This is a genomic window from Caballeronia sp. INDeC2 (assembly GCF_023631325.1).
GTDB lineage: Bacteria > Pseudomonadota > Gammaproteobacteria > Burkholderiales > Burkholderiaceae > Caballeronia.
This window is the reverse complement of record NZ_JALQDG010000006.1, coordinates 1-24,929: the sequence shown is the minus strand read 5'-3', so window position 1 is coordinate 24,929 and position 24,929 is coordinate 1. Positions and strand designations below refer to the sequence as shown.

32 protein-coding genes are annotated in these 24,929 nt (G+C 64.1%); 15 read left to right on the top strand and 17 right to left on the bottom strand.

All coding sequences use genetic code 11. The features are described 5' to 3' along the window. Window positions 1-14: 14 nt before the first annotated feature. Window positions 15-1,409 (bottom strand): selenium-binding family protein, encoded by a 1,395-nt coding sequence (locus NCS28_RS07235; protein ID WP_250513182.1) that lies wholly within the window; start codon window positions 1,407-1,409, stop codon window positions 15-17. A 195-nt stretch (window positions 1,410-1,604) separates the two neighbouring features. Between NCS28_RS07235 and NCS28_RS07230 the strand changes: the two genes are divergently transcribed. Then, window positions 1,605-1,760, top strand: coding sequence for a hypothetical protein (locus tag NCS28_RS07230; protein ID WP_250513181.1), 156 nt, complete (start codon window positions 1,605-1,607; stop codon window positions 1,758-1,760). A 74-nt stretch (window positions 1,761-1,834) separates the two neighbouring features. On the opposite strand, the gene NCS28_RS07225 is transcribed toward NCS28_RS07230, so the two are convergent. Continuing rightward, complete coding sequence (locus NCS28_RS07225; protein ID WP_250513180.1) at window positions 1,835-2,155, bottom strand: hypothetical protein; 321 nt, start codon at window positions 2,153-2,155, stop codon at window positions 1,835-1,837. 87 nt (window positions 2,156-2,242) lie between these two features. Continuing rightward, window positions 2,243-2,713 carry an Lrp/AsnC family transcriptional regulator gene (locus NCS28_RS07220; protein WP_250513179.1) on the bottom strand — a complete coding sequence of 157 codons (471 nt, stop codon included), beginning with the start codon at window positions 2,711-2,713 and terminating at the stop codon, window positions 2,243-2,245. Window positions 2,714-2,826: 113 nt separating this feature from the next. On the opposite strand from NCS28_RS07220, the gene NCS28_RS07215 reads away from it, so the two are divergent. Together NCS28_RS07215 and NCS28_RS07210 are read left to right on the top strand one after the other, a co-directional pair. After that, window positions 2,827-3,765: a DMT family transporter gene (locus NCS28_RS07215; protein ID WP_250513190.1), complete on the top strand. Its 939-nt coding sequence runs from the start codon at window positions 2,827-2,829 to the stop codon at window positions 3,763-3,765. 52 nt (window positions 3,766-3,817) lie between these two features. Further along, on the top strand, window positions 3,818-4,729 hold the full coding sequence (locus NCS28_RS07210; protein WP_250513178.1) for a recombination-associated protein RdgC: 912 nt from the start codon (window positions 3,818-3,820) through the stop codon (window positions 4,727-4,729). Window positions 4,730-4,738: 9 nt separating this feature from the next. Here the strand turns inward: NCS28_RS07210 and NCS28_RS07205 are convergent, their stop codons facing one another. The 5 genes from NCS28_RS07205 to NCS28_RS07185 form a co-directional block, all read right to left on the bottom strand. Then, the gene (locus NCS28_RS07205) at window positions 4,739-5,803 is read right to left on the bottom strand and encodes a GGDEF domain-containing protein (RefSeq protein ID WP_250513189.1); all 1,065 of its coding nucleotides are present in this window, start codon (window positions 5,801-5,803) and stop codon (window positions 4,739-4,741) included. 40 nt (window positions 5,804-5,843) lie between these two features. Further along, a complete protein-coding gene (locus NCS28_RS07200; RefSeq protein WP_250513177.1) occupies window positions 5,844-6,617 on the bottom strand; it encodes a hypothetical protein in 774 nt (257 codons plus the stop codon). Between the two features lie 490 nt (window positions 6,618-7,107). Then, window positions 7,108-7,974, bottom strand: a complete 867-nt coding sequence (locus tag NCS28_RS07195; protein WP_250513176.1) for a DMT family transporter — start codon at window positions 7,972-7,974, stop codon at window positions 7,108-7,110. 44 nt (window positions 7,975-8,018) lie between these two features. Beyond that, a complete protein-coding gene (locus NCS28_RS07190) occupies window positions 8,019-8,930 on the bottom strand; it encodes a YihY/virulence factor BrkB family protein (protein WP_250513175.1) in 912 nt (303 codons plus the stop codon). A 91-nt stretch (window positions 8,931-9,021) separates the two neighbouring features. Continuing rightward, a complete protein-coding gene (locus NCS28_RS07185) occupies window positions 9,022-9,222 on the bottom strand; it encodes a hypothetical protein (RefSeq protein WP_250513174.1) in 201 nt (66 codons plus the stop codon). 132 nt (window positions 9,223-9,354) lie between these two features. Here NCS28_RS07185 and NCS28_RS07180 point away from each other — a divergent pair, with 132 nt between their 5' ends. Continuing rightward, window positions 9,355-10,830, top strand: coding sequence for an NCS1 family nucleobase:cation symporter-1 (locus NCS28_RS07180; RefSeq protein ID WP_250513173.1), 1,476 nt, complete (start codon window positions 9,355-9,357; stop codon window positions 10,828-10,830). A gap of 6 nt (window positions 10,831-10,836) precedes the next feature. On the opposite strand, the gene NCS28_RS07175 is transcribed toward NCS28_RS07180, so the two are convergent. Beyond that, window positions 10,837-11,160, bottom strand: coding sequence for a hypothetical protein (locus NCS28_RS07175; RefSeq protein ID WP_250513172.1), 324 nt, complete (start codon window positions 11,158-11,160; stop codon window positions 10,837-10,839). A 110-nt stretch (window positions 11,161-11,270) separates the two neighbouring features. Between NCS28_RS07175 and NCS28_RS07170 the strand changes: the two genes are divergently transcribed. Then, the gene (locus NCS28_RS07170; protein WP_250513171.1) at window positions 11,271-12,296 is read left to right on the top strand and encodes an alpha/beta fold hydrolase; all 1,026 of its coding nucleotides are present in this window, start codon (window positions 11,271-11,273) and stop codon (window positions 12,294-12,296) included. 6 nt (window positions 12,297-12,302) lie between these two features. Here the strand turns inward: NCS28_RS07170 and NCS28_RS07165 are convergent, their stop codons facing one another. Next, window positions 12,303-12,734 (bottom strand): diacylglycerol kinase, encoded by a 432-nt coding sequence (locus tag NCS28_RS07165; protein WP_250513170.1) that lies wholly within the window; start codon window positions 12,732-12,734, stop codon window positions 12,303-12,305. A gap of 163 nt (window positions 12,735-12,897) precedes the next feature. Between NCS28_RS07165 and NCS28_RS07160 the strand changes: the two genes are divergently transcribed. Continuing rightward, on the top strand, window positions 12,898-13,167 hold the full coding sequence (locus tag NCS28_RS07160) for a hypothetical protein (RefSeq protein WP_250513169.1): 270 nt from the start codon (window positions 12,898-12,900) through the stop codon (window positions 13,165-13,167). A 102-nt stretch (window positions 13,168-13,269) separates the two neighbouring features. After that, entirely contained in the window at window positions 13,270-14,298 is a 1,029-nt protein-coding gene (tehA, locus tag NCS28_RS07155; protein ID WP_250513168.1) for a dicarboxylate transporter/tellurite-resistance protein TehA, read from the top strand. A 13-nt stretch (window positions 14,299-14,311) separates the two neighbouring features. On the opposite strand, the gene NCS28_RS07150 is transcribed toward tehA, so the two are convergent. Together NCS28_RS07150 and NCS28_RS07145 are read right to left on the bottom strand one after the other, a co-directional pair. Then, the gene (locus tag NCS28_RS07150; protein ID WP_250513167.1) at window positions 14,312-14,497 is read right to left on the bottom strand and encodes a hypothetical protein; all 186 of its coding nucleotides are present in this window, start codon (window positions 14,495-14,497) and stop codon (window positions 14,312-14,314) included. Window positions 14,498-15,096: 599 nt separating this feature from the next. Further along, on the bottom strand, window positions 15,097-16,014 hold the full coding sequence (locus NCS28_RS07145; RefSeq protein WP_250513166.1) for a LysR family transcriptional regulator: 918 nt from the start codon (window positions 16,012-16,014) through the stop codon (window positions 15,097-15,099). Window positions 16,015-16,249: 235 nt separating this feature from the next. On the opposite strand from NCS28_RS07145, the gene NCS28_RS07140 reads away from it, so the two are divergent. From NCS28_RS07140 to NCS28_RS07130, 3 genes are all read left to right on the top strand, one after another. Continuing rightward, window positions 16,250-16,579, top strand: a complete 330-nt coding sequence (locus NCS28_RS07140; protein ID WP_250513165.1) for a hypothetical protein — start codon at window positions 16,250-16,252, stop codon at window positions 16,577-16,579. Between the two features lie 30 nt (window positions 16,580-16,609). Next, window positions 16,610-16,849: a hypothetical protein gene (locus NCS28_RS07135; protein ID WP_250513164.1), complete on the top strand. Its 240-nt coding sequence runs from the start codon at window positions 16,610-16,612 to the stop codon at window positions 16,847-16,849. Window positions 16,850-16,917: 68 nt separating this feature from the next. After that, complete coding sequence (locus tag NCS28_RS07130; RefSeq protein WP_250513163.1) at window positions 16,918-17,451, top strand: cupin domain-containing protein; 534 nt, start codon at window positions 16,918-16,920, stop codon at window positions 17,449-17,451. Between the two features lie 18 nt (window positions 17,452-17,469). Here the strand turns inward: NCS28_RS07130 and NCS28_RS07125 are convergent, their stop codons facing one another. Beyond that, window positions 17,470-18,444: a DMT family transporter gene (locus NCS28_RS07125; protein ID WP_250513162.1), complete on the bottom strand. Its 975-nt coding sequence runs from the start codon at window positions 18,442-18,444 to the stop codon at window positions 17,470-17,472. A 420-nt stretch (window positions 18,445-18,864) separates the two neighbouring features. Between NCS28_RS07125 and NCS28_RS07120 the strand changes: the two genes are divergently transcribed. Both NCS28_RS07120 and NCS28_RS07115 read left to right on the top strand, forming a co-directional pair. After that, entirely contained in the window at window positions 18,865-19,293 is a 429-nt protein-coding gene (locus tag NCS28_RS07120) for an ElaB/YgaM/YqjD family protein (RefSeq protein WP_250513161.1), read from the top strand. A 107-nt stretch (window positions 19,294-19,400) separates the two neighbouring features. Beyond that, window positions 19,401-19,835: a response regulator gene (locus NCS28_RS07115; RefSeq protein WP_250513160.1), complete on the top strand. Its 435-nt coding sequence runs from the start codon at window positions 19,401-19,403 to the stop codon at window positions 19,833-19,835. 41 nt (window positions 19,836-19,876) lie between these two features. Here the strand turns inward: NCS28_RS07115 and NCS28_RS07110 are convergent, their stop codons facing one another. Next, window positions 19,877-20,152 carry a DUF1488 family protein gene (locus NCS28_RS07110; protein ID WP_061117316.1) on the bottom strand — a complete coding sequence of 92 codons (276 nt, stop codon included), beginning with the start codon at window positions 20,150-20,152 and terminating at the stop codon, window positions 19,877-19,879. Between the two features lie 237 nt (window positions 20,153-20,389). Next, a complete protein-coding gene (locus NCS28_RS07105; protein ID WP_250513159.1) occupies window positions 20,390-20,614 on the bottom strand; it encodes an FmdB family zinc ribbon protein in 225 nt (74 codons plus the stop codon). Between the two features lie 146 nt (window positions 20,615-20,760). On the opposite strand from NCS28_RS07105, the gene NCS28_RS07100 reads away from it, so the two are divergent. Then, window positions 20,761-21,306 carry a DUF4142 domain-containing protein gene (locus NCS28_RS07100; RefSeq protein ID WP_250513158.1) on the top strand — a complete coding sequence of 182 codons (546 nt, stop codon included), beginning with the start codon at window positions 20,761-20,763 and terminating at the stop codon, window positions 21,304-21,306. A gap of 42 nt (window positions 21,307-21,348) precedes the next feature. Here the strand turns inward: NCS28_RS07100 and NCS28_RS07095 are convergent, their stop codons facing one another. Further along, entirely contained in the window at window positions 21,349-22,032 is a 684-nt protein-coding gene (locus NCS28_RS07095) for a carbonic anhydrase (RefSeq protein WP_250476653.1), read from the bottom strand. A 257-nt stretch (window positions 22,033-22,289) separates the two neighbouring features. Between NCS28_RS07095 and NCS28_RS07090 the strand changes: the two genes are divergently transcribed. Both NCS28_RS07090 and NCS28_RS07085 read left to right on the top strand, forming a co-directional pair. Further along, the gene (locus NCS28_RS07090; RefSeq protein ID WP_250513157.1) at window positions 22,290-22,601 is read left to right on the top strand and encodes a TFIIB-type zinc ribbon-containing protein; all 312 of its coding nucleotides are present in this window, start codon (window positions 22,290-22,292) and stop codon (window positions 22,599-22,601) included. A gap of 67 nt (window positions 22,602-22,668) precedes the next feature. Then, window positions 22,669-23,175: a CBS domain-containing protein gene (locus NCS28_RS07085; RefSeq protein ID WP_250513156.1), complete on the top strand. Its 507-nt coding sequence runs from the start codon at window positions 22,669-22,671 to the stop codon at window positions 23,173-23,175. Window positions 23,176-23,192: 17 nt separating this feature from the next. On the opposite strand, the gene NCS28_RS07080 is transcribed toward NCS28_RS07085, so the two are convergent. Further along, window positions 23,193-24,569: a glycosyltransferase family 9 protein gene (locus NCS28_RS07080; protein WP_250513155.1), complete on the bottom strand. Its 1,377-nt coding sequence runs from the start codon at window positions 24,567-24,569 to the stop codon at window positions 23,193-23,195. Between the last annotated feature and the right edge of the window lie 360 nt (window positions 24,570-24,929).

The window sequence follows — 24,929 nt, the reverse complement described above, 5'->3', positions numbered from 1 at the left end:
GCGGCTCGCGGCGTTCAGGGATAGCAGTACGAATCCGACGAGCAATCGCCGCCCTGCAGCCGGATCTGATGCGGCCGATGTCCCTTCGGCCAGTCGATGAAGAATTTATCGTCGACGGAAAGGCCGCCGTCGGGATCGGCGTCGAGCTTCACCATCCAGCCGTCGATGCCCTCGGGATAGAACTGCGCATCCACCGCGCCGTAGAGCGAGTTGGTGAAGTAGACGCGGCGGCCGTCGCGGCTCACTTCGACCATCTGCGGTCCGCCGTTCAGCGCGCCATTCGCGGCGCCCGGATGCGTCGCCCGCGCGACGATGCCGCCGATACGCACCTTGCCCGTCAGCTTCGGCGCGAAAGGATCGGAGACGTCGTATTGCAGCATGTCGCCCGTACCCCAGCACGACACGTAGAGAAAGCGGTCGTCCATCGACAGATCGATGTCCGAGACGAGCGGCGGCACTGCGCCGAAGCCCTTGAGCAGCGGCGGCAACGCATCGGCATCGGCGGGCTCGGCGGGAATGTCGATGATCTTCTTCACCGCCCACTTGTCCCCGTCGCGATACCAGGTCCAGATCGACGACGACAGATCCTTCAAACTGATCACGCAGTTGACGAAGCCGTATGCCTTGGTCGGATCGTGCGCGGGGCGCAACTCGAACACGAGCTGATATTCGTCGCCGAAGTCGATTTCCTGAATGTGCTTGCGCTTCGTGAAGTCCCAGAAATGCAGCTTGCGCCCGTACTTCGCGCCGAGCAGCAAGTCGGGCACGAGGCCGTTCTCGAAGGTATCGGGCGTGCCCCATTCGCTCGTGACCATCGTGTCGTAGCCGAGATGCCACCATCCGTCATACGCGAGCTGTTGCGGGCCGCGATCGACTTCCCAGCGGCCGAGCGGATCGAAGCTTTGCTGATCGAGCATCAGAACGCCGCCGGGCGCCTTGCCTTCGGCGTTGCCGAGCGCGGTGATGTAGATGCCGCCCGGCCCGCAGTGCACTGTGTGCGGACGCGTATAACCGGTTTTTTCCGCAAGCTCGGCGGGCTCGATCGTCTTCACGATGACGGGTTTCTTCGGATCGGGCTTCGTGTCGATGATATGAATGCGCGACGAGCGCAGCCCCGGCACGACGAGATAGCGCCGCTCCATGTGCGGATGCGGCGCGTTCGGGCACAGGCACGACGAGCACGCGTTCCAGCCGAAGTGATGCAACTCGTCGCCGGTGTCGGGCATCGCGATTTCGCCGACGATCTTCGTATAGTCCGGCGAATCCGGATCCACGTCGACGACGGCGATCTTGTCGGGCGCCTGGCGCTCGGGATCGAACGTCGCGACGTAGGCAAGCGTTTCGCGCGGTGCTTTCGCCGCGAGCCGCGGGGAAGGGTAGAAGCTCGGATCCGGTTTCCATGTCGCCATGCTGCGTCTCCCAGTTTTCGTGATCGTCGGTTCGCCTGCAACAGCACTATAGGACACAAGCACGCGACACGCTTTCCGATGCCATTGCGGCGCAAAGATGCTTTTGTGCTTTGCTTTCGCACGACGCATGAATCGGCAGCGCAAACAGCGCCTAAAATACAGGCATCGCCCCTGGACCGAAAAGAGGAGGTAGCGATGGCCGAGCCGATGATCAGCCTGATGGCGGGCGTCGTCCTGGTGTTATGCGTCGCGGTGGTACTCGTGATGCATCACCGGCACCCGCATATCCATGTCCCGAAAGCGCGCTGGCTGGATACGCACCCACCGCGCGACTGGCGGCACAGACATTGAATTAGCAGCGGGACATGAATTAAACGGATAGGGCGCCGGCATCGACCGGCGCTTTTTTGCGCGATGCGAGCGCGTCAGCGCCTTGGCCCTTTCATCGCTTCCGCTTCCATCGCGGCGTGCCATTCCTCGCTGTTCTCGATCGGGTCCATGCCTTCATCGATGAACGCGGACGCGCGTTCCGCCACCGAGCGTGTTTCCTCGTCGGTCTCGTCGTCGATGACGCTGTCTTCGTCCGCGGGCGGCTCCAGCATGTCCTGCAGCATCGCTTCCAGTTCGGGCGTATCCCACGGCTCGCCGCGCTGCTTCTTCTTCTTGATGTAATGCCGTACTTCGGCATCCTGCTCGGATGTCAGCGGAAGCCCGCGGAAGGTGCGGTTGGCGTCGAAGTCACTCATGTTCGTTCCTCTCGCGCATGACCTGTGATGCATCGGCAAGCGCCTCAAGTGTAACGCCGTTCGTCCGCGGGTAAAAACGCGCGGTGTTCAGCCGAGCGGCGGCAGGCGTCTTTCGATAGGCGTCGCTTTCACGATGGCCGTGCTCGTCGCGGCGCGCTCGGTCACGCGCGAAAGAATGTCGTCGAGATGCTCGATCGAGCGCAGATAGAGACGGCACACGAAGCAGTCGTCGCCCGTCACCTTGTCGCATTCGACGAATTCCGGAATACGCCGGATCGCTTCTTCGACGAGATGCAACTGCCCGGGCAGCGGCTGCACGCGCACGATGGCTTGCAGCGTATAGCCGAGGGCGCGCGGATCGATATCGACGGTGAAGCCGCGAATCACGCCTTGCGTTTCGAGCCGCCGCATGCGCTCGGCGGTGCTCGGCGCCGACAGCCCCACGCGCTTCGCCAGTTCGCTCACGGCAATACGCCCGTCGCTCGCGAGCACGGCGATGAGCTCGCGATCGATGGCGTCGATGCCCGCTTGCGGCGCGCCGCTTAGGTTCTTTCCCATGATGTCCTTCGATTCAAAGGCCGAAAGATGAACGTGCCTCATTTTAGGCATGGTTTTGAAGCGAGCGCATCGATAGACTTGAAGCCATCGAAAACTGCATGGCAGACACGAAGATGAATACGGAACGAATCGACGCACGTCTCGCGGGCGCATCGAACGCGCATGAGTTGAGGCGCGGAGCGATCGAGATGTCGCTCGCGATGCTGATGTCGGGCACGATCGGCTGGCTGGTCGTGTCGTCGGGACAAACGCCGTGGAACGTGGTGTTTTTTCGCTGCGTGTTCGGCGCGGCGACGCTCATCGCCGTGTGCGCGGCGCTCGGCTTCCTGAAGAAGCGCTACTTCTCGTGGCGCATGATTGGGCTCGTCGCGCTCGGCAGCGTGGCGATCGTCGGCAACTGGCTGCTGCTGTTCGCCGCGTATTTGCGCGCGTCGATCTCGATGGCGACGACCGTCTATAACACGCAGCCGTTCATGCTCGTCGCGCTGGGCGTGGTCTTGCTGCGCGAGCGCGTGTCGGCATCGACGATCGCGTGGCTTTGCGTCGCGTTCATCGGCCTCGTGATGGTGGTGCGCGTCGAGCCCGCCGTGCTGGCGATGCCCGGGCAATATCTGGAAGGCATCGCCTATGCGCTCGGCGCGGCGTTTCTGTACGCGATCTCGTCGATCGTCACGAAGCGCCTGAAGGGCACGCCGCCGCATCTGATCGCGATGCTGCATGTGCTGTTCGGCATCGTCATGCTCGCGCCGTTCGCGCGTTTCGATCAGACGCCCGCGTCGATGAGCGGCTGGGCCGATCTCGTCGTGCTCGGCATCGTCAATACGGGGCTGATGTACGTGCTGCTGTACGGCGCGATCCAGAAGCTGCCGACCGCGACGACGGGCGCGCTGTCGTTCATCTATCCGGTGGTGGCGATCGTCGTCGACTGGCTCGCGTTCGGGCAAAGGCTCGCGTGGCTGCAAGTGGCCGGCGCGGTGCTGATTCTGCTCGCGGCGGCGGGGGTGAATCTGCAGTGGCGGATCGTGCCGCAAAAACGGCGCGCGAACCATTGACGCCCACTCGTATAGAATGGCGCCCCTTTCCGACTACATCGAAATTCGCGCCATGTGGTTCAAGAACCTTCAGCTTCATCGTCTTCCCGCACACTGGTCCGTCACGCCGCAGCAGATGCAGCAATGGCTCGCGCCGCTCGCGTTCAGCGCGGCGTCGAGCATAGAGAACGAGCGGCGCGGCTGGGTCTCGCCGCGCGGCGACGATCAACTCGTCTACACGGCGAATCGTCAGATGCTCATCGTCTATCGCGCGGAGAAGAAGCTGTTGCCCGCATCGGTCGTCACGCAGTTCGTGAAGGAACGCGCGGCCGAAATCGAGGAGCAGCAGGGCTTCAAACCGGGCAGAAAGCAGTTGCGCGAGCTGAAAGAGCAGATCACCGACGAACTCCTGCCGCGCGCGTTCAGCATTCGCCGCGACACGCGCATGTGGATCGATCCGGTGAACGGGTGGCTCGCGATCGATTCGTCGTCGGCGACGGTCTGTGACGACATCATCGGCTTGCTGGTGAAGTCCGTCACCGACCTGCCGCTCGCCAGCGTGCGCACCGCGCGCTCGCCCGTTGCCGCGATGACCGAGTGGTTGCTGTCGGGCGAGGGTCCCGCGGGCTTCACGCTCGATCGCGACACCGAACTGCGCTCGACGGGCGAAGGCAACGCGACGGTCCGCTATGTCGGCCACGCGCTCGAAACCGAAGACATGCGCCGCCATATCGAAGCGGGCAAGCAGTGCATGCGTCTCGCGATGACGTGGGACGACCGCGTGTCCTTCGTGCTGACGCCATCGCTCACGTTGAAGCGCGTGAGCGCGCTCGACGTCATCAAGGAAGCCGCCGATCCCACCGCGGCGAACGACGACGAGCGCTTCGAATCCGACTTCATCCTGATGACGGGCGAACTCGCGCGCATGCTGTCGGCGCTGACCGAAGCGCTGGGCGGCGAAGAGGATCTGCGCGCCGCCGCGTAGGATGCCCTTTCAGGCGGACGGCGACGGCGAGAACGCGTAGCCGTTCTTGCCGTTGCGCTTGACGGTGTACATCGTGTCGTCGGCGGCGGCGACGAGCCGCCAGTAATCGTTGACGCGATCCGGGAAGCTCGCGATCCCGATGCTCGCGCGCACGATCGACAAACCCATCTGCGCATCGGTTTCGCCGACGCACGCGATGATTCTCTGCGCGATCACGGCCAGTTCGCCATCGCTCGAAAATTCGCTCACGAGCAGCGCGAATTCATCGCCGCCGATGCGCGCGACCAGATCGCCGCCGCGCACCGCCTGACGAAAACGCCGCGACACCGCGATCAGGAATTCATCGCCGATGCGGTGGCCGTGCGTGTCGTTGACGCGCTTGAAGCCGTCGAGATCGATATACAGCACCGCGATGCGCGCCGAGCCGCGCGCGCCGCTCGCGAGCGCGTTCGCCGCCTCTTCGAGCGCCGCGAAGAGCTTGCGGCGGTTGGGCAGGCCCGTCATCGGATCGTGCAGCGACGCCTGCTCGAACTCGTTCGACAAGCCGAGAAGTTGTCGATTGCGTTTTGCATACATGCCGAGCGCGGTGATGAGCACGCCGAAAACGATCGCCGATAGCGCGATCAAGGTATGCGACACGCTCAGGATGCGCTCGCGCACGTCCGCGCTCGCGCTATCCCGCGCGGTGCGCCACCACGCATAGGTGGAATCGAGCGCGGAACTCGCCTCGCCGAGCGCGGTGGCGGGCGAAAGCACGGCGGAGGGCAGGGATGGCGCGGACATCGGGCTCGCCGACACCAGCGCGTGCAGCGCCGCGAGCCGCGCCGCCAGTTCGATGCGCGCCTCGCGATAGGCCGCCTGACGCTGGGCATCGGCGGCGGGGGCGTTCTGGAGGGACAGCGCGGCGGCCCGAGCGGTATCGGCGCGTTCGACCGCCTCGAGCACGAGCCCGACATACTCCTGCTGCAATTGCGCGGAAAAGATCGCGCGGATCTGCATCGCGAGGAACAGCAGGCCGATCAGGAGGCACAGCAGCGCGGCGCCCGCGAGCGGCGCGGGACCGGGCACGCGCATGCGTTCCAGCGCGCGCCGGACGCGGCCCGCCAGCGTGGCCTCAGGGGCGTGAATACTCCTCTCGCTGACGGTTCGGGACATTGTGTCGATAGCTCACTCGATGAAAAAACGCGCCCATGCGGGCGAAGAGCCCGCCCTCGGGCTTCGCGTGCGCCTGACGCTTGCGCGCCTGCGCGTATTGATCCGCGCCGTTGCCGTTGCGATTTGCGGTGGCGGCCCGCTGCGTCGCCGATGACGTGCCGCGGCGTTGCACGGCGGCGCTCTGCACGGGCGCGGCAGCCGATCCGTCGGCTTGCGGCGTCTGCGATGGCGATTGCGCGGCCGCGGCAGCCGTCGTGAGCATCGTGTCGGAGCCGTCCGTGCCCGTGTCGGCGACGGTGGTGGCGTCGGCGGCCTCGGCGGCCGGGGCGTTGTCAGCGAGCGGCGCGGTGTCGACGGGCGCGGGCTGGTTCGACGCATAGGGAATCGCGCCGGTCAAAGGAGCTTCCACGACCCCGCCGGACTGCGTCTGCGCCGCAATGGCGGGCTGGTCGATGCCCAGCGTGCGGCGCGCGCTCGCCATCGCTTCGGCGTACACGCGCTGGTCGTGGTTGAACCACATCCCATACGCGACGGTGCCGAGCACGCCGATGCCGAGCGCGGTCGCCGACGCCATCCACAGCGCGAGACGCCCGAAGCGCATCGGTGCGCGCATGGGGCCGGGTTCGTCGTCGAAATCGATTGCAGGTTCGGGCAGGTTGGTGACAGTGGGATCATTCGCGGGACTTGCCAAGTCCGCGATGCTCTCCTCGGGCAGCTTTGCGTGCTGAGGCATGACAGCGCTCTCCAGAACGTGTTCGTCAGACTGCGGACCTACGCGGACGCACGGCGCACGCTCGGCCCGGCACTTCCCGCACGTCCCATCATATGAACAAACAAGGGCGACGCTCCAATGGAACATCGCGGCCGGATGCCGGTTCAGCCTTCACTGCCGGGCCATTTTTTGCCAAACAATGTAACTTGCGCCACATACCGCGACAATCGGGGGCGGCGATGAGGCCTTGAAACGAACACGCGGATCGTTGCGCGCGCTGCCTGGCGAAGCGGGCGCTGGCGGGGCCGGATGGACCGGTGCGCGGTGATTTCACCGCATCGCACGGCACGACGGCGAAGCAAGTTCGGCCTCTGAAGCAGCATTCTTCATTCCAGCCCCGATTTGATGACCGGCGCATGCATCATTCTTCAGAGGAACTTCCCGCGCGTATGTGAGGTGCCGCACATACGCGCGCGGCGAGACTTTGAACGTGGGGCGGGCGCCACACGCATCAGCGGCGTTTCGAAGAGACGACGAGTGCGATGCCGCCCAGTATTGCGATTGCGCTCGCGGCGAGCCGCGCCGTCAAAGGCTCGCCCAGCAACAGCACGCCGCCCGCCGCCGCGATGACGGGCACGCTCAGTTGCACGGTGGCGGCCGTGGCGGGCTTCAGATCTTTCAACGCCGCGTACCAGATGACATAGCCGAGCGCCGAGGTCAGCGCGCCCGATGCGGCGGCGTAGGCGAATCCCGCGGCATCGAAGCTCGCGTGCGCGAACGCGAGCGTGGACAAGGCGAGCGCAAACGGCAGCGCGCGCAGAAAATTGCCGGCCGTTCCGGCGACGGGATCGGTTAGTCCGCGTCCGCGCAGCGAATAGACTCCCCAACCGATGCCCGCCGCGATCATCAGCGCCGACGACACCGGATCGGGCGCGGCGAGCCCCGGCAGCACGAGCCACGCGAGCCCGGCGAGCGCGAGCAGCAGGCCGAGCCATTGCGTTGCGGCAAGACGCTCGCCGATCGCGATGCCGTAGCCGATCATCGTCGCCTGAACCGCGCCGAAGAGCAGCAGCGCGCCGGTGCCTGTCGCGAGCCGCACGTAGGCGTAGGAGAACGGCGCCGCGTAGACCGTCAACGCAAGCGCCGACGCCCAGTTGCCGGCGCGTCGCGCATCGCTGCGGAGATGGCCGCTGCGCGCAAGCAGCATGAGCCACAGCACGAGCGCCGCCGACGCAATGCGCACGAGCGTGAAGCTCGCCGCGTCGATCTGCGTGCCTTTGAGCGCGAGCCGGCACAGCAGCGAGTTGCCGGCGAAGGCGAGCATTGCGACGACGGTGAGCGCGGCCACGCGCGCGCCGCGCGGCGAAGGATTGGACATCTGCGGTGCGGTGGACGAGGGCGCCTCACTCTAGCGCACTCGCTTCAACCGGTGGTGAAGGGCTGCGGCGGCGCATCGCCTTCGATGCCGAAGCGCTCGAATTCGGAGATCACCTGCGCCCCGAAGAGCAGCAGCGTCGCGAGCGCTTCGAGGCTGAACAGCACGACGATCGACGTCGTCAGCGAGCCGTACACGACGCTCACCTGCGAGAGCGTCGCGAAGTACCACACGAGCACGTGGCGCGTGATTTCCCAGAGCACGGCGGCCGTGATGCTGCCGAGAAGCGCGAGCCGCAGCGAGGGCCTTCCGACCGGCATCACCAGATAGATCGATGTCAGCACGAAGATTTCGCCCGCCACGCCGAGCAGATAGAGCAGGAGCCGCGACACGCCTTTGAGCGACACCTCGACGCCGAGCAGATCGATGCTGTTGCTGCCCATCGCCTGAAAGCCGTTCGACACGAGCGTGACGATCAGCATGCCGACGCCGAGAAACAGGATGTAGCAATAAGGCAGGAGCGCCGAGAGCAGAAAGTGCCGCCGCCGGATCGCGACGCGATGCACGAAGATCACAGACATCGCGTTTTCCAGCACCGTGAAGGCGAGCGAGCTGAAGAAGATCATCGTGACGAGCAGCACCCAGCCGAGCACTGCGCGATGCGCGAGAAAGTTGGCGAGCTCGCGCACGACGGCGCGCGCCTGGCCGGGCACGAGCCATTCGAGCAGATGCGCGAGGGTGTCGAGCAATGCCTGCTGTCCGACGAATTTCGACAGCACGATTACGATGAGGATCAAGAGCGGGACGATCGAGAGCAGCGCGTAGTACGCGACCGCGCCCGCGAGCAGCAGCCCCTGATTGGCGCGAAAGGCGCGCAGCGTGCGCAGCGCGAAATCGAACGGATGGCGCGCGACGCTTCTCACCTGCGGGCCCAACACGGGGCCGAGAATCTTCGACATGAAACCTCCGCGGCGCGATGCTGCCCGTCCTGTCTGCGCGAGCAAGTATCGCTCCCGTATGCACATCGCGCGCGCGGAAGACAGCGTCAGGTTAGCCCGGGCGACGCGCCTCGCTGCGCGCGGCCGCTTGCTGCGCGGCTTCCTCGAACGCGAGATCGAGCAGGATGTCGACTTCGCACGCGGGCAACTCGGCCGCGTCGACCTGGCGTAATCGGCAGAAAAGCGCGAGCGCCTCCGCTGCGGCGGCGAAGGCGTCGTTCATGTCGCGGGAGTTGAGGCGTCGTTTTCTCATGCTCCACATAACGGCAGCCGCGCGGCCGGACTTTAATCTGCGGCGGCGCAGCGCACCGCTCTCTCACCTTCGTTCTTTTGATGGATTAATCTAGGTACATAACACGCGCTCGTCGAAGGCACAGGAGACATCATGGCCGCTTCCCACGCAACCTCCGCCGCCGACGCGCTCGGCGCCGACGCCGAAATCGTCAACGCCGACGAACGCCTCTACAACCACGATCTCGCGCCCGTGCCGCGCGCGAAGCGAACCTGGACCGGCTACAGCATCTTCGCGATGTGGATGTCGGATGTGCACAGCGTCGGCGGCTATACCTTCGCGGCGAGCCTCTTTCTGCTCGGCATCTCCGGGTGGCAGGTGCTGCTCGCGCTCACCATCGGCATTCTGATCGTGTACGTGCTGATGAACTGGGTCGGCAAGCCGAGTCTCAGGCACGGTATTCCGTTTCCCGTGATGGCGCGCGTCTCGATGGGCGTGATGGGCGCGAATCTCGCCGCGCTGATTCGCGGCGTGGTCGGCATCGTATGGTACGGGGTGCAGACGTATTTCGCGTCGAAGGCGGTCGCGACGCTGCTGCTCCTGTTCGTGCCGTCGGTCGCAGCATGGCGCGATACCGGCTTTCTGCGGCTCGACATGCTCGGCTGGGTGAGCTTTCTTTTCATGTGGCTGCTGCAGCTCATCATCTTTCAGCGCGGCATGGAGATCATCCGCAAGTTCATCGATTTCTGCGGGCCGGCGGTGTATGTCGTGATGTTCGTGCTGATGGGCTGGATCCTGTATCGCGCCGGTCTCGGCAGCCTCAATCTGACGCTCTCGGGCAAAGTGCTGTCTGGCGACGAGCAACTGCACGCGATGATCAACGCGACTCTGCTCGTCGTGAGCTACTTCGCCGCGCTGCTGCTGAACTTCGGCGACTTCTCGCGCTTCGCGAAGAGCGAGCGCCAGATGAAGATCGGCAATTTCCTCGGGCTGCCGTTCAATTTCGTTGCGTTCGCCATCATCACGGTGATCGTCACGGCGGGCAGCGAAAAAGTATTCGGCACGATGATCATGGACCCGGTCGAAATCGTCTCGCGCATCGAGAACAAGGTGTGGGTAGCGATCGGCAGCATCACGTTCGTCATCGCGACGATGGGCATCAATATCGTCGCGAACTTCGTGTCGCCCGCGTACGACATCGCCAATCTTTTTCCGAAGCATGTGGACTTCAAGAAGGGCGGTTTGATTGCGTCGATTCTCGCGGTGATCGTGTGCCCGTGGATCTTCGTCGACAGCCCGAAGGCGATCACGATTTTTGTGTCCGTGTTCGGCGCCGTGCTCGCGCCGATGTACGGCGTGATGATGGCCGATTATTACCTCGTCAAGCGCCAGCAGGTGAAGACCGCCGATCTCTACACGATGCAGCCCGGCGGACGCTTCTACTACGACGGCGGCTGGAACAAGGTCGGGCTCGCGGCGCTCCTCTTGTCGGGCGCGATCTCGGTCGGCTGGGAGCTCTCCACGCAAATGCTCAAGCTTCTGCCGCCGAACAATCTCGGCTGGCTGATCGGCGCGGCCGCGGGCGCGTTGCTTTACGTCGTGTTCATGCGCATGGCGAATCGGAAGTAGAACGGCTTACTTGATCCACTTGCGCACGTCCTGCTCCCATTCGGGCTGGCCGCAATTCGGCGGATTTTCCGGGCCGAGCACGGTGATGTAGCCCTTGTCCTTCATGCACGCCTCGTAGGCCCGCACCTGCGTGCAGCGGCCCGCGCCCGCTTTCTTCGCGGCGGCCTTGCACGCGGACATCGAGTTGTCCATGCCGCTGAAATCGGCATCGGCGTTGGCATCGTTCCATGGGGGCGGGTTCGCGCTCGCCGAGAATTCGACGGGCGTGCTGCACGCGGCGAGCATCAGTGCGGCAGCGGGAAGAAAGCACGAGCGGAAAAGTCGATTCATCTGCTTGAACTCCTTTTTCTTAAGCTCTTGTTGAAGGCGCGCGATCCGCCGCCTATTATTCCCCGCTGTCGCGACCGCGTCGCGCTTTTTTATTCCACCCGGAGTCGTGGATGAAACTCATGCCGCTCGCCCGCGTCGTGTCGTCGTGCGCAGTCGTTTTGTCGATGATCGTCGTTTTGTCGATGATCGTCGTTTTGTCGATGATCGTCGTTTTGTCGACGATCGCATCGCCCGCGTTCGCCGACGATGTCTCGTTCGGCACGAGCCAGCTTTGCGGCTTGCAGACCGCGCGCCCCGACCGGAACGCCGCCGTGCAGGTGAAAACCGTGCAGGGCAGGAACGGGCCGATCGGCTATGCGCGCTTCGGCCACGGGACGCCGCTTCTTCTCATCACCGGCTATCGCGCGACGCTCGGCGAATGGAACGCGTATTTTCTCGGCGAACTCGCGAAGCATCATGAAGTCATCGTGTTCGACAATCGCGGCACCGGACGCTCGACGCCGATGGCAGGGCATTACGGCCCCGACTACGGCATGCGCGACATGGCCATCGATGCCGCCGATGTCATCGCGGGTCTGAAGCTCGCACGCGTGAATGTAGTCGGCTGGTCGATGGGCGGCATGATCGCGCAACGGCTCGCGCTCGATGCGCCCGAGAAAGTGGAATCGCTTACGCTGATCGCGACCGCGCCGCCGGGTCCGCAAGCGCTGCCGCTCGCGCCCGACGTGCAGCAAGTGCTGTCGAGTTCGGGCGCGGACGCGTTTCCGAAAATCATGGCCGCACTTTTTCCCGCCGATGCCGTCGCGGACGCGTCGAGGTGTTTTGTCGGCGACATGTTCAAGCCGCACGGCTACAAAGGGCGGCCTGTGCCCGATGCGGTCGCGGACCAGCAGAATCAAGCAATGACGCAGTGGTTCAAAGATTCCGCCGCCGCCGATGCGTTGCGCCGCTCGCCCGTGCGCACGTTGATCGTCGCGGGCGCGAACGACGATGTCCTCGCCGATGCCAACGCGCGTCATCTCGAACAGACGATTCCGCGCGCGACGCTCGATGTGGTCGCGGACGCGGGGCACGCGCTCATGTTCCAGTATCCGATCGAGCTGGCGCGGCACATCGACGCATTCGTATCGAAGTGATGCGCTTTAAAGATGCACGCGCAGCCAGTGCCACGCGAGCGGGCCGCAGATCACGCCCCAGGTCACCGCGGCGATCACGAGCGCCATCATGACGGCGGCGCTGCCGCAATCCTTCGCCCGTCCAGAGAGTTCGTGACGGTCGAGCGAAATGCGATCGATCGTCGCTTCGATGCTCGAATTGAGTAGCTCGACGAGCAACACGAGCAGCACCGATCCCGCGAGCAGCACGCGTTCCGCGGCGCTCACGTCGACGAACGCGGCGATCGGCAGCAGCACAATCGCGACGCACACTTCCTGGCGAAACGCGCTTTCCTCGCGCCATGTCGCGACGATGCCCGCCCATGAATGACGCAGCGCGAAGACGGCCCGCAAGAGGCCGCGACGCTTGAGGTGCGGACCTTGCGTGGACGTGGATGAGGAACTTGTCGAACGATTCATGACGGGAATGTTACCGCGCCGGCGCGAAAACGTTTGCTGATCCATACCGCACGAAGCCGCGACGAATGGGCTTGCCGCGCGATTCGCCGGACCTTCATACTTGTCCCGCAAACGTGAGCCGGAAGCACTCACGTCGATAACAAGAAGAGAGCCGGGGATAATCATGAAGTCACGCTTTACCGCCGTTCATCTGCGTCCTGTGGAGCTTGCCGATCCGCATCTCGCGCATTTGTACATGGAATGCGTCGATGCCGAAGCGCGTTTGTCCGGCGCGAGCAAGCTTGCGGCCGTGGCCGTGTTCGAGGCGCGCGAAAAGTCGCTCGACGATTTGTGGTCGCGTCTCCACGCGCTCGATCCGAGACTGTGCCGCGAGTTGAAACACGCGGTGCAGGACTGGCACGACATCGCGGTGAAGCTGCGCGGCGGCGAGTAGTTTGAGACGCGCGAGCAGCGCAACGAGACGCTGCGACATTCGCGCGGAAGGCCGTCGCCATTAACCTTTCTCCATCGACATAACGATTCATGGAGAAGGGCAATGGACAACAGCAATGGTACGAACAATCAAGGACCGATGCCGGTGGCGTTCTTCGGCATCGCGGTCGGTTCGCTCGCGCTCGCGGGCGCATGGCGCGCGGCGGCCCGCGTATGGACGATTCCCGAAGCGCTGCCCGCGCTCTTGACGGCGGGCGCGCTCGTCGTGTGGCTCGCGGTGCTCTTCGCGTACGGGCGCAAGTGGGTCGTGCAACGCGACGCGGCTATCGCCGAGATGCGTCACCCGGTGCAGTCTTCGTTCGCGGCGCTCGTCCCCGTATCGACGATGCTCGCCGCGCAAGCCGTGCAAGCGTATTCGCGCGGTCTCGCCGTCGCGCTCTTCGCGATCGGCGTAGTGAGTTCGCTCGCGCTCGGCGCCTATCTGCAAGGACGATTCTGGCAAGGCGGCCGCAAGCCCGAGCTGACCACGCCCGCCATCTATCTGCCGACGGTCGCGCCGAGCTTCGTCGCGGGAACGGCGGCTGCCGGCCTTGGCTTAACGCAAATCGGCATGTTGTTCTTCGGCGCGGGTGTGTTCTCGTGGCTCGCGATCGAATCGATCGTGCTGCATCGCGCCGCCGTGCATGAGCCGCTGCCCGAAGCGCTGCGCCCGAGCCTCGGCATTCAGCTCGCGCCGCCGGTCGTCGGAGGCGTGTCGTATCTCGCGATCACGCATGGCGTGCCGGATATGTTCGCCTACATGCTGCTCGGCTATGGTCTTTATCAGGTGCTGATGCTTGCGCGTCTCGTACCGTGGATTCGTCAAAGCGCATTCACGCCTTCGTATTGGGCCTTCAGCTTCGGCGCAGCCGCGTTGCCGACGATGGCGATCCGCATGCTCGAACGCGGCGCAACGGGACCGATGGTGTGGATTGCGCCGGTGGCGTTCGCGGTGGCGAACGTGGTGATCGGTCTCATGATCGCGGGGACGGTGCGGGCGATCCTGCGAGGCAATCTGCTCCCGGCCGCTACGGTCGCTTCGCCGGCGAATGTTCGCGCTATCGAAAGCCGTGCAGTCGTGGGTTCACGCTGAGAAGGGCGGGACATCACAATGTCAACACCTCGCCGGCCCGCAACGCACGCAGTGAAACCCCCGGCAACGCGGCGCGCAGTTCATCCAGAATCTGCGCGCCGTGCGGCGGTTTCAGATGCGATATCAGCAACTCCGCCTTCATCTCGATGCCCTGCACATCGTCCGCGATCAGCGTCGGGGCAATAGTGATGCGCCGCATGCGCCAGCGCGAGTTGCGCATCGGGAAACGCGGTCTCTACGATCACATGTTGCAATCCCGGCATCGCGCAAACCGTGGCCCAGAACCGAGGATTGGTCGTCGTATCGCCGCTGAAAGCGAGGCACGCCCGTCCCGCTCGATACCGCATACCCCATCGACGGCACCGTATCCTGCAGGCCACGCCGTCACGGTGCGCCCGTTCAACGTCACATGCTCGCCGACCTCCAGCGCTTCGAATCGCACAGCCGGCGCACCCGGCGAGGGAATGCGCGCGAAGTCCGGCCAGATCAGGTTATTGAAGATATGCGCCTGCAGGATGTCGAGCGTCGCGCGGCTCGGAGCGCGCGGCTTTCGTCGAAGGTGCGCTCGACGTTCGAACGCCGCCCGCGCCCGTCGAATTCGAGGCGAAAGCAGTTCACGCGGCCATAGCGTACGACGAACAGCAGACACGCGGCGATCAGGCATCGTCGACGAGATGCAGGCGCACCATCAAGCAGTTTAGTGTTCCGAACCATGCTTGCAACTACGCGTTTAGAGAACGTATGCGGACGCATTCGGGAGCATCATTTGTCTTGGGGATGCGATGTTTTAGATGACGCTCAGACCGGCTCGCTCGCAAGCGTCCCTTCGACGAATTCGCGCAGAAACGCGACCCACGTACGGATCTTCGCATCGAGATACTGGCGGGACGCGTACATCGCGTAGATCGTCATGGTCTGCAATTCCCATTCGGGCAGCGCGCGCACGAGCGCGCCGCTTTGCAGCCACGGAAGCGCCGCGAGCATCGGCAAAGGCGCGATGCCGAGTCCGTTCGACAACGCGACGGCGAGCGCATCGGCGGAATTGACGCGCAGCCGGCCCGGTTCCAGTTCCACTTCGATCTGTCCGCGCGGGCCTTCGAAAATCCATCGGTCGACGGGGAAGAAGGTCGTCACGAGTTGCAGGCACGCGTGATTCGTCAGATCCTCGATGCGTTGCGGCGTACCCGCGCGCTTCAGATAGCCGGGCGACGCGCACAGCACGCTCGGCATCGAGCAGATTTTCGTAGAGACGAGCGCGGAGTCGGGCAGGGTGGACGTGGTGACTTGCAAAAAGACGTCGAAGCCTTCGTCGAGCATGTCGGGCACATGCTGCGAGAGCGTCAGTTCGACGCGAACCTGCGGATGTTCCTCCAGATAACGCGTGAGCGCGGGGACGACGTAGTGCTGGCCGAACGTGATCGGCGCATGCATGCGCAGCACGCCGCTCGGCGAGACTTGCGCGTCGCCGGCTTCGGCCTCGGAGAGATCGACGAGTTCGAGCACTTCCTTGCAGCGCGTGAGATAGCGATTGCCGGCGTCCGTGAGCGCGACGCGCCGCGTCGTGCGATTTAGAAGACGCGTGCGCAAATGCGTTTCCAGTTCGGTGACGGCGCGCGATGCCTGCGCCGTCGTAATGTCCATTTGCTGCGCCGCGACGGTGAAGCTCGCCGCCTCCGCCACGCGCGCAAAGATCCTCATGCTCCGCAGTAAGTCCATCGGGCCGCCATCCGTTTGACGAAGCCGGAACTATCCCATGGCGGCGCAAGAGCGCGCAACCGGCTCTGTCGATGCGGCATGGCGCGCCGTTTTCGCACATTCGTTTCAGTGTTCACATCTGTTACAGCGCTTGTAACTCAGCGGCTGACGGGCGCGGCTAACATGAATTCACGGCTGCATACGAATGCAGGATCGCATCGCAGTCTGCGTGATTGATTTCTCGGTAGAGGACGAAATGAACATCAAAGGCTTGGTCGGGATCGGAATCGCGTTGTCGGCGGGACTCGCTTGCGAAGCCGCGCTGGCGCGCGTGAGTGTCGGCGTCAATCTCGGGGTGCCGGTGGCGCCGGTCTATGCCGCGCCGCCGGTGTATGTCGCGCCTGCGCCCGTCTACGAAGCGCCTCCGCCTCCGCCGGTCGTGTATCAACCCGCGCCGGTCGTCGTCGCGCCTGCGCCTGCCATCGTCATCGGCTGGCATGGCGACCGTTACTGGGACGGCTACCGCTACTGGGGACGGCGCGACTGGTACGCGCATCACGGCGGCTATGGCTATCGGCACTGGTAAGCAGAGGACAACCCTGAGCGGGGCATCATCATGAAAGATTCAATTCGAACTCGAACCAGGGCGCTGATTGTGCCCGCCGCGTTGGTGCTGGCCGCGGGGCTCGGCGGCTGCGTCTATGCGCCGCCTTACGGCTATGCGCCCGCGCCCGCACCGGTCTACGGCTACGCGCCCGCTTATGGCTATGGATATGGACCAGGATATTACGCGGCGCCGTCGGTATCGCTCGGCGTCGGCTTTTCCGGCGGCGGCGGGCATTGGCACGGGCGATGAAGCGGCTTGTAAACGCAGTGGAACGTCTGTTGCTGTGCTTTCTCTGACTCTTTCGGAGAAAGCGCAAGATGGCCGAACAAACCGTAAATCTATTGGCGCAAGGCGCGCGCTGCGAGCACTTCATGCTCCCGCCTAACGGCTGGGTGCCGAACAATTCGCGTCTGCCGGTGCTCGTGTGGCGCGGCGCGATCGATCCCAAAGTCGCCGACGGCGCCGCGCGTTTCGAAGCCCTGTTCGCGCAGAACGGCTGGCCGCCGCAATGGCGCGACAGTGTCTTCGACTATCATCATTTCCATTCGACCGCGCATGAGGCGCTCGGCATCGCATCGGGCGAAGCCGAGCTGATTCTCGGCGGTCCACACGGCCGCGTGATCGCGGTCAGCGCCGGCGATGCGCTCATTCTGCCCGCCGGCACCGGTCATTGCCTGCTGACGGCAGGCCGCCGCTTTCAGGTGATCGGCGCGTATCCGCCCGGCCAGCAGTGGGACATTCGACGCGAAGCGATCAGCGAGGCGGAACGCGTCGCAATGGAAGCGTTGCCGTTCCCGAAAAGCGATCCCGTTGCCGGAGAGGACGGGCCGCTCACGCGTCACTGGCACTGAGCGGTTGCACTGAGCGCTTCAGGCCTCGCGTTCCTTCGCGCATTGCGTGCGGCGCGCGCCGATCAGCGGCACCCGCTTGACGACGCCCGTCGCGAGCGCGGTGCCGGCCAGCACGATCGCGCACGCCACCGCCATGCCTACCGACACACGCTCGGCGAGAAACAGCGCACCCCACAGAATCCCGAAAATCGGAATTAGAAAGGTGACCGTGATCGCGCGCGCGGGCCCGACGACCGCGATCAGATGGAAAAACATCATGTAGGCTACGCCGGTGCACGCGACGCCCAGTCCGAGCACCGCGCCCCACGCGTGCGGCGACACCGCGCCCCACGCGTGCGGCGACACCGCGCCCACCGGCCAGAAGAAGAGCGCGAACGGCAGGAGCACGAGCGTCGCGGCGCTCATCGTGCCGGCGGCGACGGTGAGCGAATCGACGCCCATCAGATGTTTCTTCGTGTAGCTCGCGGCGACGCCGTAACTGGCGGACGCGGCCAGAGCAGCCAGCGCGGCGAGAGCGGTGGTCATCGGCGAGACCGGAGCGGCGCTCGTGTCGTGCATGAACATCTGGTTCCAGACGAGCGCGAGCACGCCGGCGAAACCAATTGCGAGACCGGCGACGCGCATGCCCGTCAGCCGGTCGCTGAGCCACAGGTACGCGACGAGAGCGCCCCAGAGCGGCGTCGTCGCGTTGATGACGGACGTGACGCCCGCCGACAAGGTCAGCTCCGCATACGCGAAAAGGCAGAACGGCGCGGCGGAGTTGAGCACGCCGACGACGATGAGCGGCCACGCGCGCTCGCGCATCGTCGAGAAAGCCTGTCGCGCCGTGCCGCGCAACGTGAGCATAAGCAGCAGAAACGCCGCGCCGATGCCGACACGCAACGCCATCAACGGCGCGACGCCGAGATCGGTCACGCCGACGCGGATGAACAGGAACGAGCCGCCCCATAGCGCGGCGAGGATGAACAGTTGAGCGAGATTGACGGGATTCATGGCGGGCTTCGCAAAAGTAGTCGAAAGGCGAAGCTATCGTATCGGCGTGCGCCGGGCCGACGTTTCGGCGCGACGTGAAACGAAAGATGCAGCGCTGTCGGCGCGGCTCGTGCTTCGCCGCTTCTTTCGGGACGCTCGCCCGGCTTCGCTCTACGCAAGGCATCGTAGGCGCGCGCACGCGCGCGGACAAACGAGCAATTCTCACCGTTATGTGAGAAAAATTGCCATGTACGGCGCGGCTTACGTGGCGGCCGGCGCGCAGGTTGCCGGCGCGTGCGTTCGGTGCGACTCTTGCATGATCGGAAGATGGATGAAAGTTTTTGCAGCGCGATGGACGCAGTCAACCGGAGAAAAGCCATGGACAATGCAAACGGCAGCGCATCCACGATTCAATCGATGCAAACGACGCAAACGAGACAAATGACGCCAACGGGCGATTCGCCGCTCATGAGCCGCTCGGTGGCGAACGCGATGGAAGCGCCGCTTGCGCCCGGCATGGCGCACGGACAGGCCGCGAGCGTGACGCCGCTTACGCCGGGCGTGGCGCACGAGCCTGCGAAGTACGCGCCGTATCACGTGCACGGCAGCGTTCTGGAAGGCGGCGACAGTCCGACGGTGCTCGCGCAACCGGCCGCCGCGTCGTCCACGGGGCAGGGCAGTCAGTATCATCCGTCGCGGCCGATGCCGAAGCGCGCCCGCGATGTGCTCGCCGGAGCGCAGGATGTCGTCGCGGCGCGGTATCGGCAGGCAAGGGAAGGCACCGACGACTACGTGCACGAGAATCCCTGGAAGTCGATCGCGCTGGCGGCGGTCGGCGGCTTGATCGTGGGTATGCTGGCCGCGCGTTGAAGAGCCGGATACGGGCGGGCGGCAGCGGGCCTCAACCTTGCTGAAATAAAGGCATCGGCAGACGCTCATCGCGGTGCCGGGCCGACATGCAAGAACGCTCGTACGACATGCGCACCGACAGGTGCGAGATATTCAATCCGGTCACTACCGCGCTCGCCGGTCCGCGGCGCGTGCTGTTCGTGCATTCGGAATCGAACGTCGGCGATTCGTTCGCGCTGCTGCTCGCGATGCGCGGTTTCGAAGCGCTGCAGATCGGCGACGCGCCCGGCGTGCTCCAGTTTCTGTGCAAATGGCGGCCGCAAGTGCTGTTCGTCGATACGCTCATCGGCGAGGCGCACGATCACGCGCTGGCGCGCGCGGTTCGCGTCGCATTGACGGCGGATCGTGTGGAAGGCGAAGTCGAATTGCTGATCGCACTCGCGGCCGATGCCGAACGCGATCCGCGCGACACGCTCTGCGCCGCCGGCTACGACGGTTTTTGCAGAACGCCGTGTCCGGTCTGGTGGATGATCGACGTATTGAAGTGCTTCTACGCCGACTGATGCAAGCGGCCCGCCTGCGAGCCGCCGCCCGGAGTGATGCGCTAAACCGCCCGTGAAGCTTTGAAATCGCTGGTTTCCAGCTCGACAGACTGGCCGTGGTTGCGCTCTAGCGCGCGCCGGGCCGCGTCTTCTATTTGCACGCGTCCTCCTTCGAACGCGGAGAGGAGATCGTGCGACGACGTCCCGCTATTGCCGAAGTGATCGTTGAGTGCATCGAGGGAGACGCTGCACCACACCTCGCGGCCGTCCACACTGGCCTCGAATGCGACACGCGCTGCCGCCACGACATGACGCCGCCCGCTGAACTCTATCGTCATCCTTATCACCTCCTGTTATTCGATCGGAACACGTTAAGCGCGATCATCGCGAAAGCCGTAACAGCCGGCGCCCCGCGATGGCGATGCCCTCGACTGAGCGCGGCCCTGCGCACCGCGCATCGTCGTCTTGCATGATACGCCCGCGATGCGCGAGACGTTCGTGCAGATGACTTTGCAATGGCCATGCCCGGGCGCGCGGCATACGCGGCATACGCGGCGTACGCGGCGTAAAGAGCGCTAACGGCAACAGAGGCAGCCGCCCCGATGAGTCATGCCGTAGCTGCCGGTTTCGGCCGTGTCGTCGCCGGATGAACTCGGGCCGCCCACGCTCGGTGCGCCGATCGTCACGCGCGTGGCCGTCGCGCCGCATTGCGGACACGCTGCGGGATCGTCGCGCTCGGCGATGCGGCGGACGGCTTCGAACGCGCCGCAATCCGCGCATTCGTAATCGTAGACAGGCATGACGTTTCCACTCGATAAGAATTTGGCTCGTGCAGTCAGTTTAGCAAGCAGGACGCCAGCGGTTTCGCGTTCGCATGCTTCGATGCGCCGTGGCATCGACATTGCTGCAATGGAAGCGGGACCCATCGCTCAAGGAGGCGTTTCTCATGAATCGCAATGCAAAACTGCGCACGGCACTCGCCGCCGCGCTCATCGCGACGCTGCCGCTCGGCGCGCTCGCACAGACCGAAGCGGCCAGCACGACCATGGCCAACGACCTGCCGCCCGTCGACAAGGCGTTCGTGCAGGCTGCATCGTCGGCCGGATCGACCGAGATCGATGCCGCCAAACTCGCCACGAAACAATCGCAGGACAAGGACGTAAAAAGCTTCGCCCATCACATGATGGTGGATCACACCAAGCTCGCGATGCAGTTGAAGATGGCCGCGCCCCACGGCGTCACGGTGCCGATGGACAACTCGGACACTTCCGTGCTCGACTCGCTGAAGGCGCTGCACGGCAAGGATTTCGATACCGCGTACATCCAGAAGGTAGGCGTACAGGGGCATGAGGAAGCGGTGCAGGTCTTCCAGAAGGAAGCGAACGAAGGCCAGAACGCCAAACTCAAGCAGGCCGCGCAAAAGGCGCTGCCGACGATCCAGCAGCACTTGAAAATGGCGCAGGAACTCGCCGCGAAGAAGGGCGTGCAGTAACGCGATGACGCCGCGCGTTTCATGCGCGCGGCGTCGCAAGAATCAGCGCGCGTCCTTGCGCAACATGCGCAGACGCGCTTCTTCCAGTGATTCGAACTTGCTGTCGGCTTCATCGAAGACCGAGACCTTGCCCCGTCCGATGTCGTACACCCAGCCCTGCACCTGAAGCTTGCCGAGCGCGAGCCGCCCGGCGACCGCCGGATGCGTGCGCAAGTGCGTCAGTTGCAGGCGGATGTTCTCCTCGACCATCGCCTGGACGATGCGCTCTTCTTCCAGCTTTCTCGCCATCACGACGCTGCGCGCGGCTTCCGCATTGCGCAGCCACGCGTGAACGGTCGGCATTTCATCGGCAATGGTCGCGCCCGATGCGAGACCTTTCATCGCGCCACAGTCCGAGTGGCCGCAAATCACGATCTGCCGCACGTTGAGCGCGAGCACCGCATATTCGACGACCGCCGAAACGCCGCCGAGCATCTCGCCATAGGCCGGAACGATGTTGCCGATGTTGCGGCATACGAAAAGTTCGCCGGGGCGCGTCTGCGTGATCATTTCCGGCGAAACGCGCGAATCCGCGCAGGTGATGAAAAGCGTGTGGGGCGCCTGCCGGCGCGCGAGGCTCTTGAAGAGGGCTTCGCTGTCGGGGAAGACGAGGCGGCTGAACTCGTCGGCGCCTTGCAGCAGGTACAGGAGATCGGGCGTTTCGGCGCCGCCGCGTTCTTCGCTCATCGATTTGTCGGGCATCGTATGGCCTTTGTTGTGCGGTTGCGGCGCACGTGACGCGCGCCGCCTAAAACCGAGAGCTTGCGGAATTTCGAGATGGATCGCAAGTGTGGGGCGATTTCAGCGCGAATCGTCTGATGTCTGCCCGGATTTTCGTCCGTCACTTCGGTTTTCCCGAAGCGAAACGCTCAAAATCTCGCATTTTTCGAACTCGATCCTTCCGGTAGATTGGTTTCATTGAAAGCAATCAGAAAGGAATCGACATGAAATGCCTCGTTTGTCCCGACACAGAACTACTGATGACCGTGCGCGAGGGCATCGAGATCGACTATTGCCCGCAATGCCGCGGCGTGTGGCTCGACCGAGGCGAGCTCGATCAGATCATCCGGCGCGCGGCGCAGGCGTCGGTCGCCGAAGCGCAGGCAGGCGATCGCGACGACTGGCACGAGCGCGGACACGATCGCGAGCACCGCACGCATCGTCACGACGGCTATCAGTACGGCGATCAACGCGGCAGGCGTGAACACCCGCGTCGGAAGAAATCGTTTCTCGGCGATTTGTTCGATTTCGATTGAACGCGAAAGCACGAGGCTCATCCTCAGGCATCGAAACGCTACGGAAAACCGCAACGGAGAACGGCAAATGGCAACGGTCAAACAGATTCTGAAGGCGAAAAGCGAGACGACGGTCCACACCATCGACGCGGAGGCGAGCGTGTATGAAGCGGTCGCGCTGATGTCGCGGGCGCAAGTGGGCGCGCTCGTCGTGATGGTGGGGGACGCGGTGTGCGGCATCATCACCGAGCGCGACTATGCGCGCAAGGTGATCCTGCTGGACAAGGTCTCACGCATGACGACGGTCTGCGAAATCATGACCGCGCCTGTGATGGCGGTGAGCATCAGAACGAGCGCGGATGAATGCATGGCGCTGATGACGCAACATCGCATCCGTCATCTGCCGGTGATCGAGGGTGGAAGGCTCGTCGGCATGATATCGATCGGCGACATGGTGCGGCATCTGATCGAGGAACAGCAGTTCGCGATCGATCAACTGGAAAGTTATGTGCGCGGCCCCGGTCACGACATGCCGACTTGCGCACTCACGCGGCGCAGCGCGATTCCGCAGACGCTCGCGGCGCGATTTGCGTAGGATTACCGATGTTTTCCTCAGCCGAGTGCTTGGCTGAGCTTGCGCACGACATCGTCCCAATCGCCGAGGCGGCGGGCGCGTATGAGCTGCATCGCCGGATACCACGGTGTGTGATCGGGGTCGCGCTCGTAGCGCCAGTCCGCCACCTGATTGAGGAACAGGTAGCAGCGCTTGCCGAGCGCGCCCGCGATGTGCGACAGGCCGCCGTCGTTGCCGACGAACGCATCGAGTTTGTCGATGATGCTCGCACTCTGCGCGAGCGTCATGTCGGTGGGCAGGGTCGTGAAGTGCTCGCGATCGTTCGAGCGCGGGTCGTTCAGCCAGCGCTTATGTTCAAAACCGCGCTGCATGATGACCCAGTGGATGTCGTTCGCGCTGTCGAAAAGTGGCGCGAGCTCGGGCAGTCGGAGGCTGCGGTTGGCGAAATTGTTCGCCGATTCGCACGATGACCAGAAGATGCCGACGCAGCGTCGTCCGCCCGCGCGCTGGCGAATTTCGTCGACGAAGGCATCTCCGGTGCTGGCGTCGACCGGCTCGATATAGCGCGCCGAGGAGGCATAGCCGAGCACCGGAAAGAGCGAGGTGAAGAGGGCGAAAGGCTCGGTCCATTGCGCGCCATCGGGCGCCACGACGAAACCTGCGGCGCGCATGGCGTCGGCGTCTCTTTGCCGTTCGGCTTCGGGCATTGCGAAGCGATAGGTGTGATCGGAGCCGTCGGCGTACGTAGTCTGCACGCCCAGCGCCTGAAGCGCCCCGGCGTAGCGCACCCAGTTGACGTGATCGCCGTGACCCGACGCGATCGACGCAAACGTCATATGCGCCGGCAACACGCGGTCTCCGCACCAATAGTGTTCGACGTCGACGTGCGGAAACAGCACGCGCCGCGCCTCTCGCGACGACCAGTGGCGGTGCATCAGCTCGACGCCGCTCGCGATGCCGTTCAGCCGCATCGCGCTGCGCCCCTGATGATGGCCGAGCACGTATGCCGAATGTTCGTCGATCCCTTCGGCGTTCAGCTGAAGGACGCGCTCGTCTTCGCCGAGGTAGTGCCAGCCGTAGACGCGCCACAGGAAGGCGCCGACCGGCGGTGTCGAAGCTTTGTTCGCGAAGTATTCGATCATGCCGAGCGCGACCTGCTTCAAACCGAGGTGAGCGCATGTATCGCTCAGACAGTGGATCTGATAACCGAAGATGTCCGATTCCCGCGTAAGCATGCAGCAGATCTCGAGCGCCTCCTTGAATTCTCCGCCTCGCAGATGCGTGACCGCTCGCCAGTGCCAGTATTCGGGGCGGTGTCGATCCTCCGCGGCGCGTTCATCGAGGAAACGGAAGCATTCCGCGATTTCGCCGGCGTAGAGTTTGGCGGAAAGCAGCGCGTCGTATTGTTCGATCATGGGAGGGACGTCGATTCACGGGTGCTGGATTATTGCTCGCATGAATGTGCGAACTCACCGGGGCCGTGGTGTTCTCACAAAAATTTCAAAATGCTGATCAAAGTTTTAATACGTTGACAGTTTTTGAAGGTGTCGCGCGGGGTGATTCGAGTATAGGCGTCGGAGGTGAAAGGTATTTCTAGCCGCTAATTTGCTCTGGAAGACAAATCAACAACAGATATGTCACGGCCAGATTGAAATGTCGGGGTGCGGGCTAAATACAGATGTCGTATCTATCCAAGGTTTTTGCTCTCACACGGTGTTGAAGATGCAGGGTCGAACGGGCAAGGCGCGGGTGCGTCGACTTCCCCGTTTGCTGAG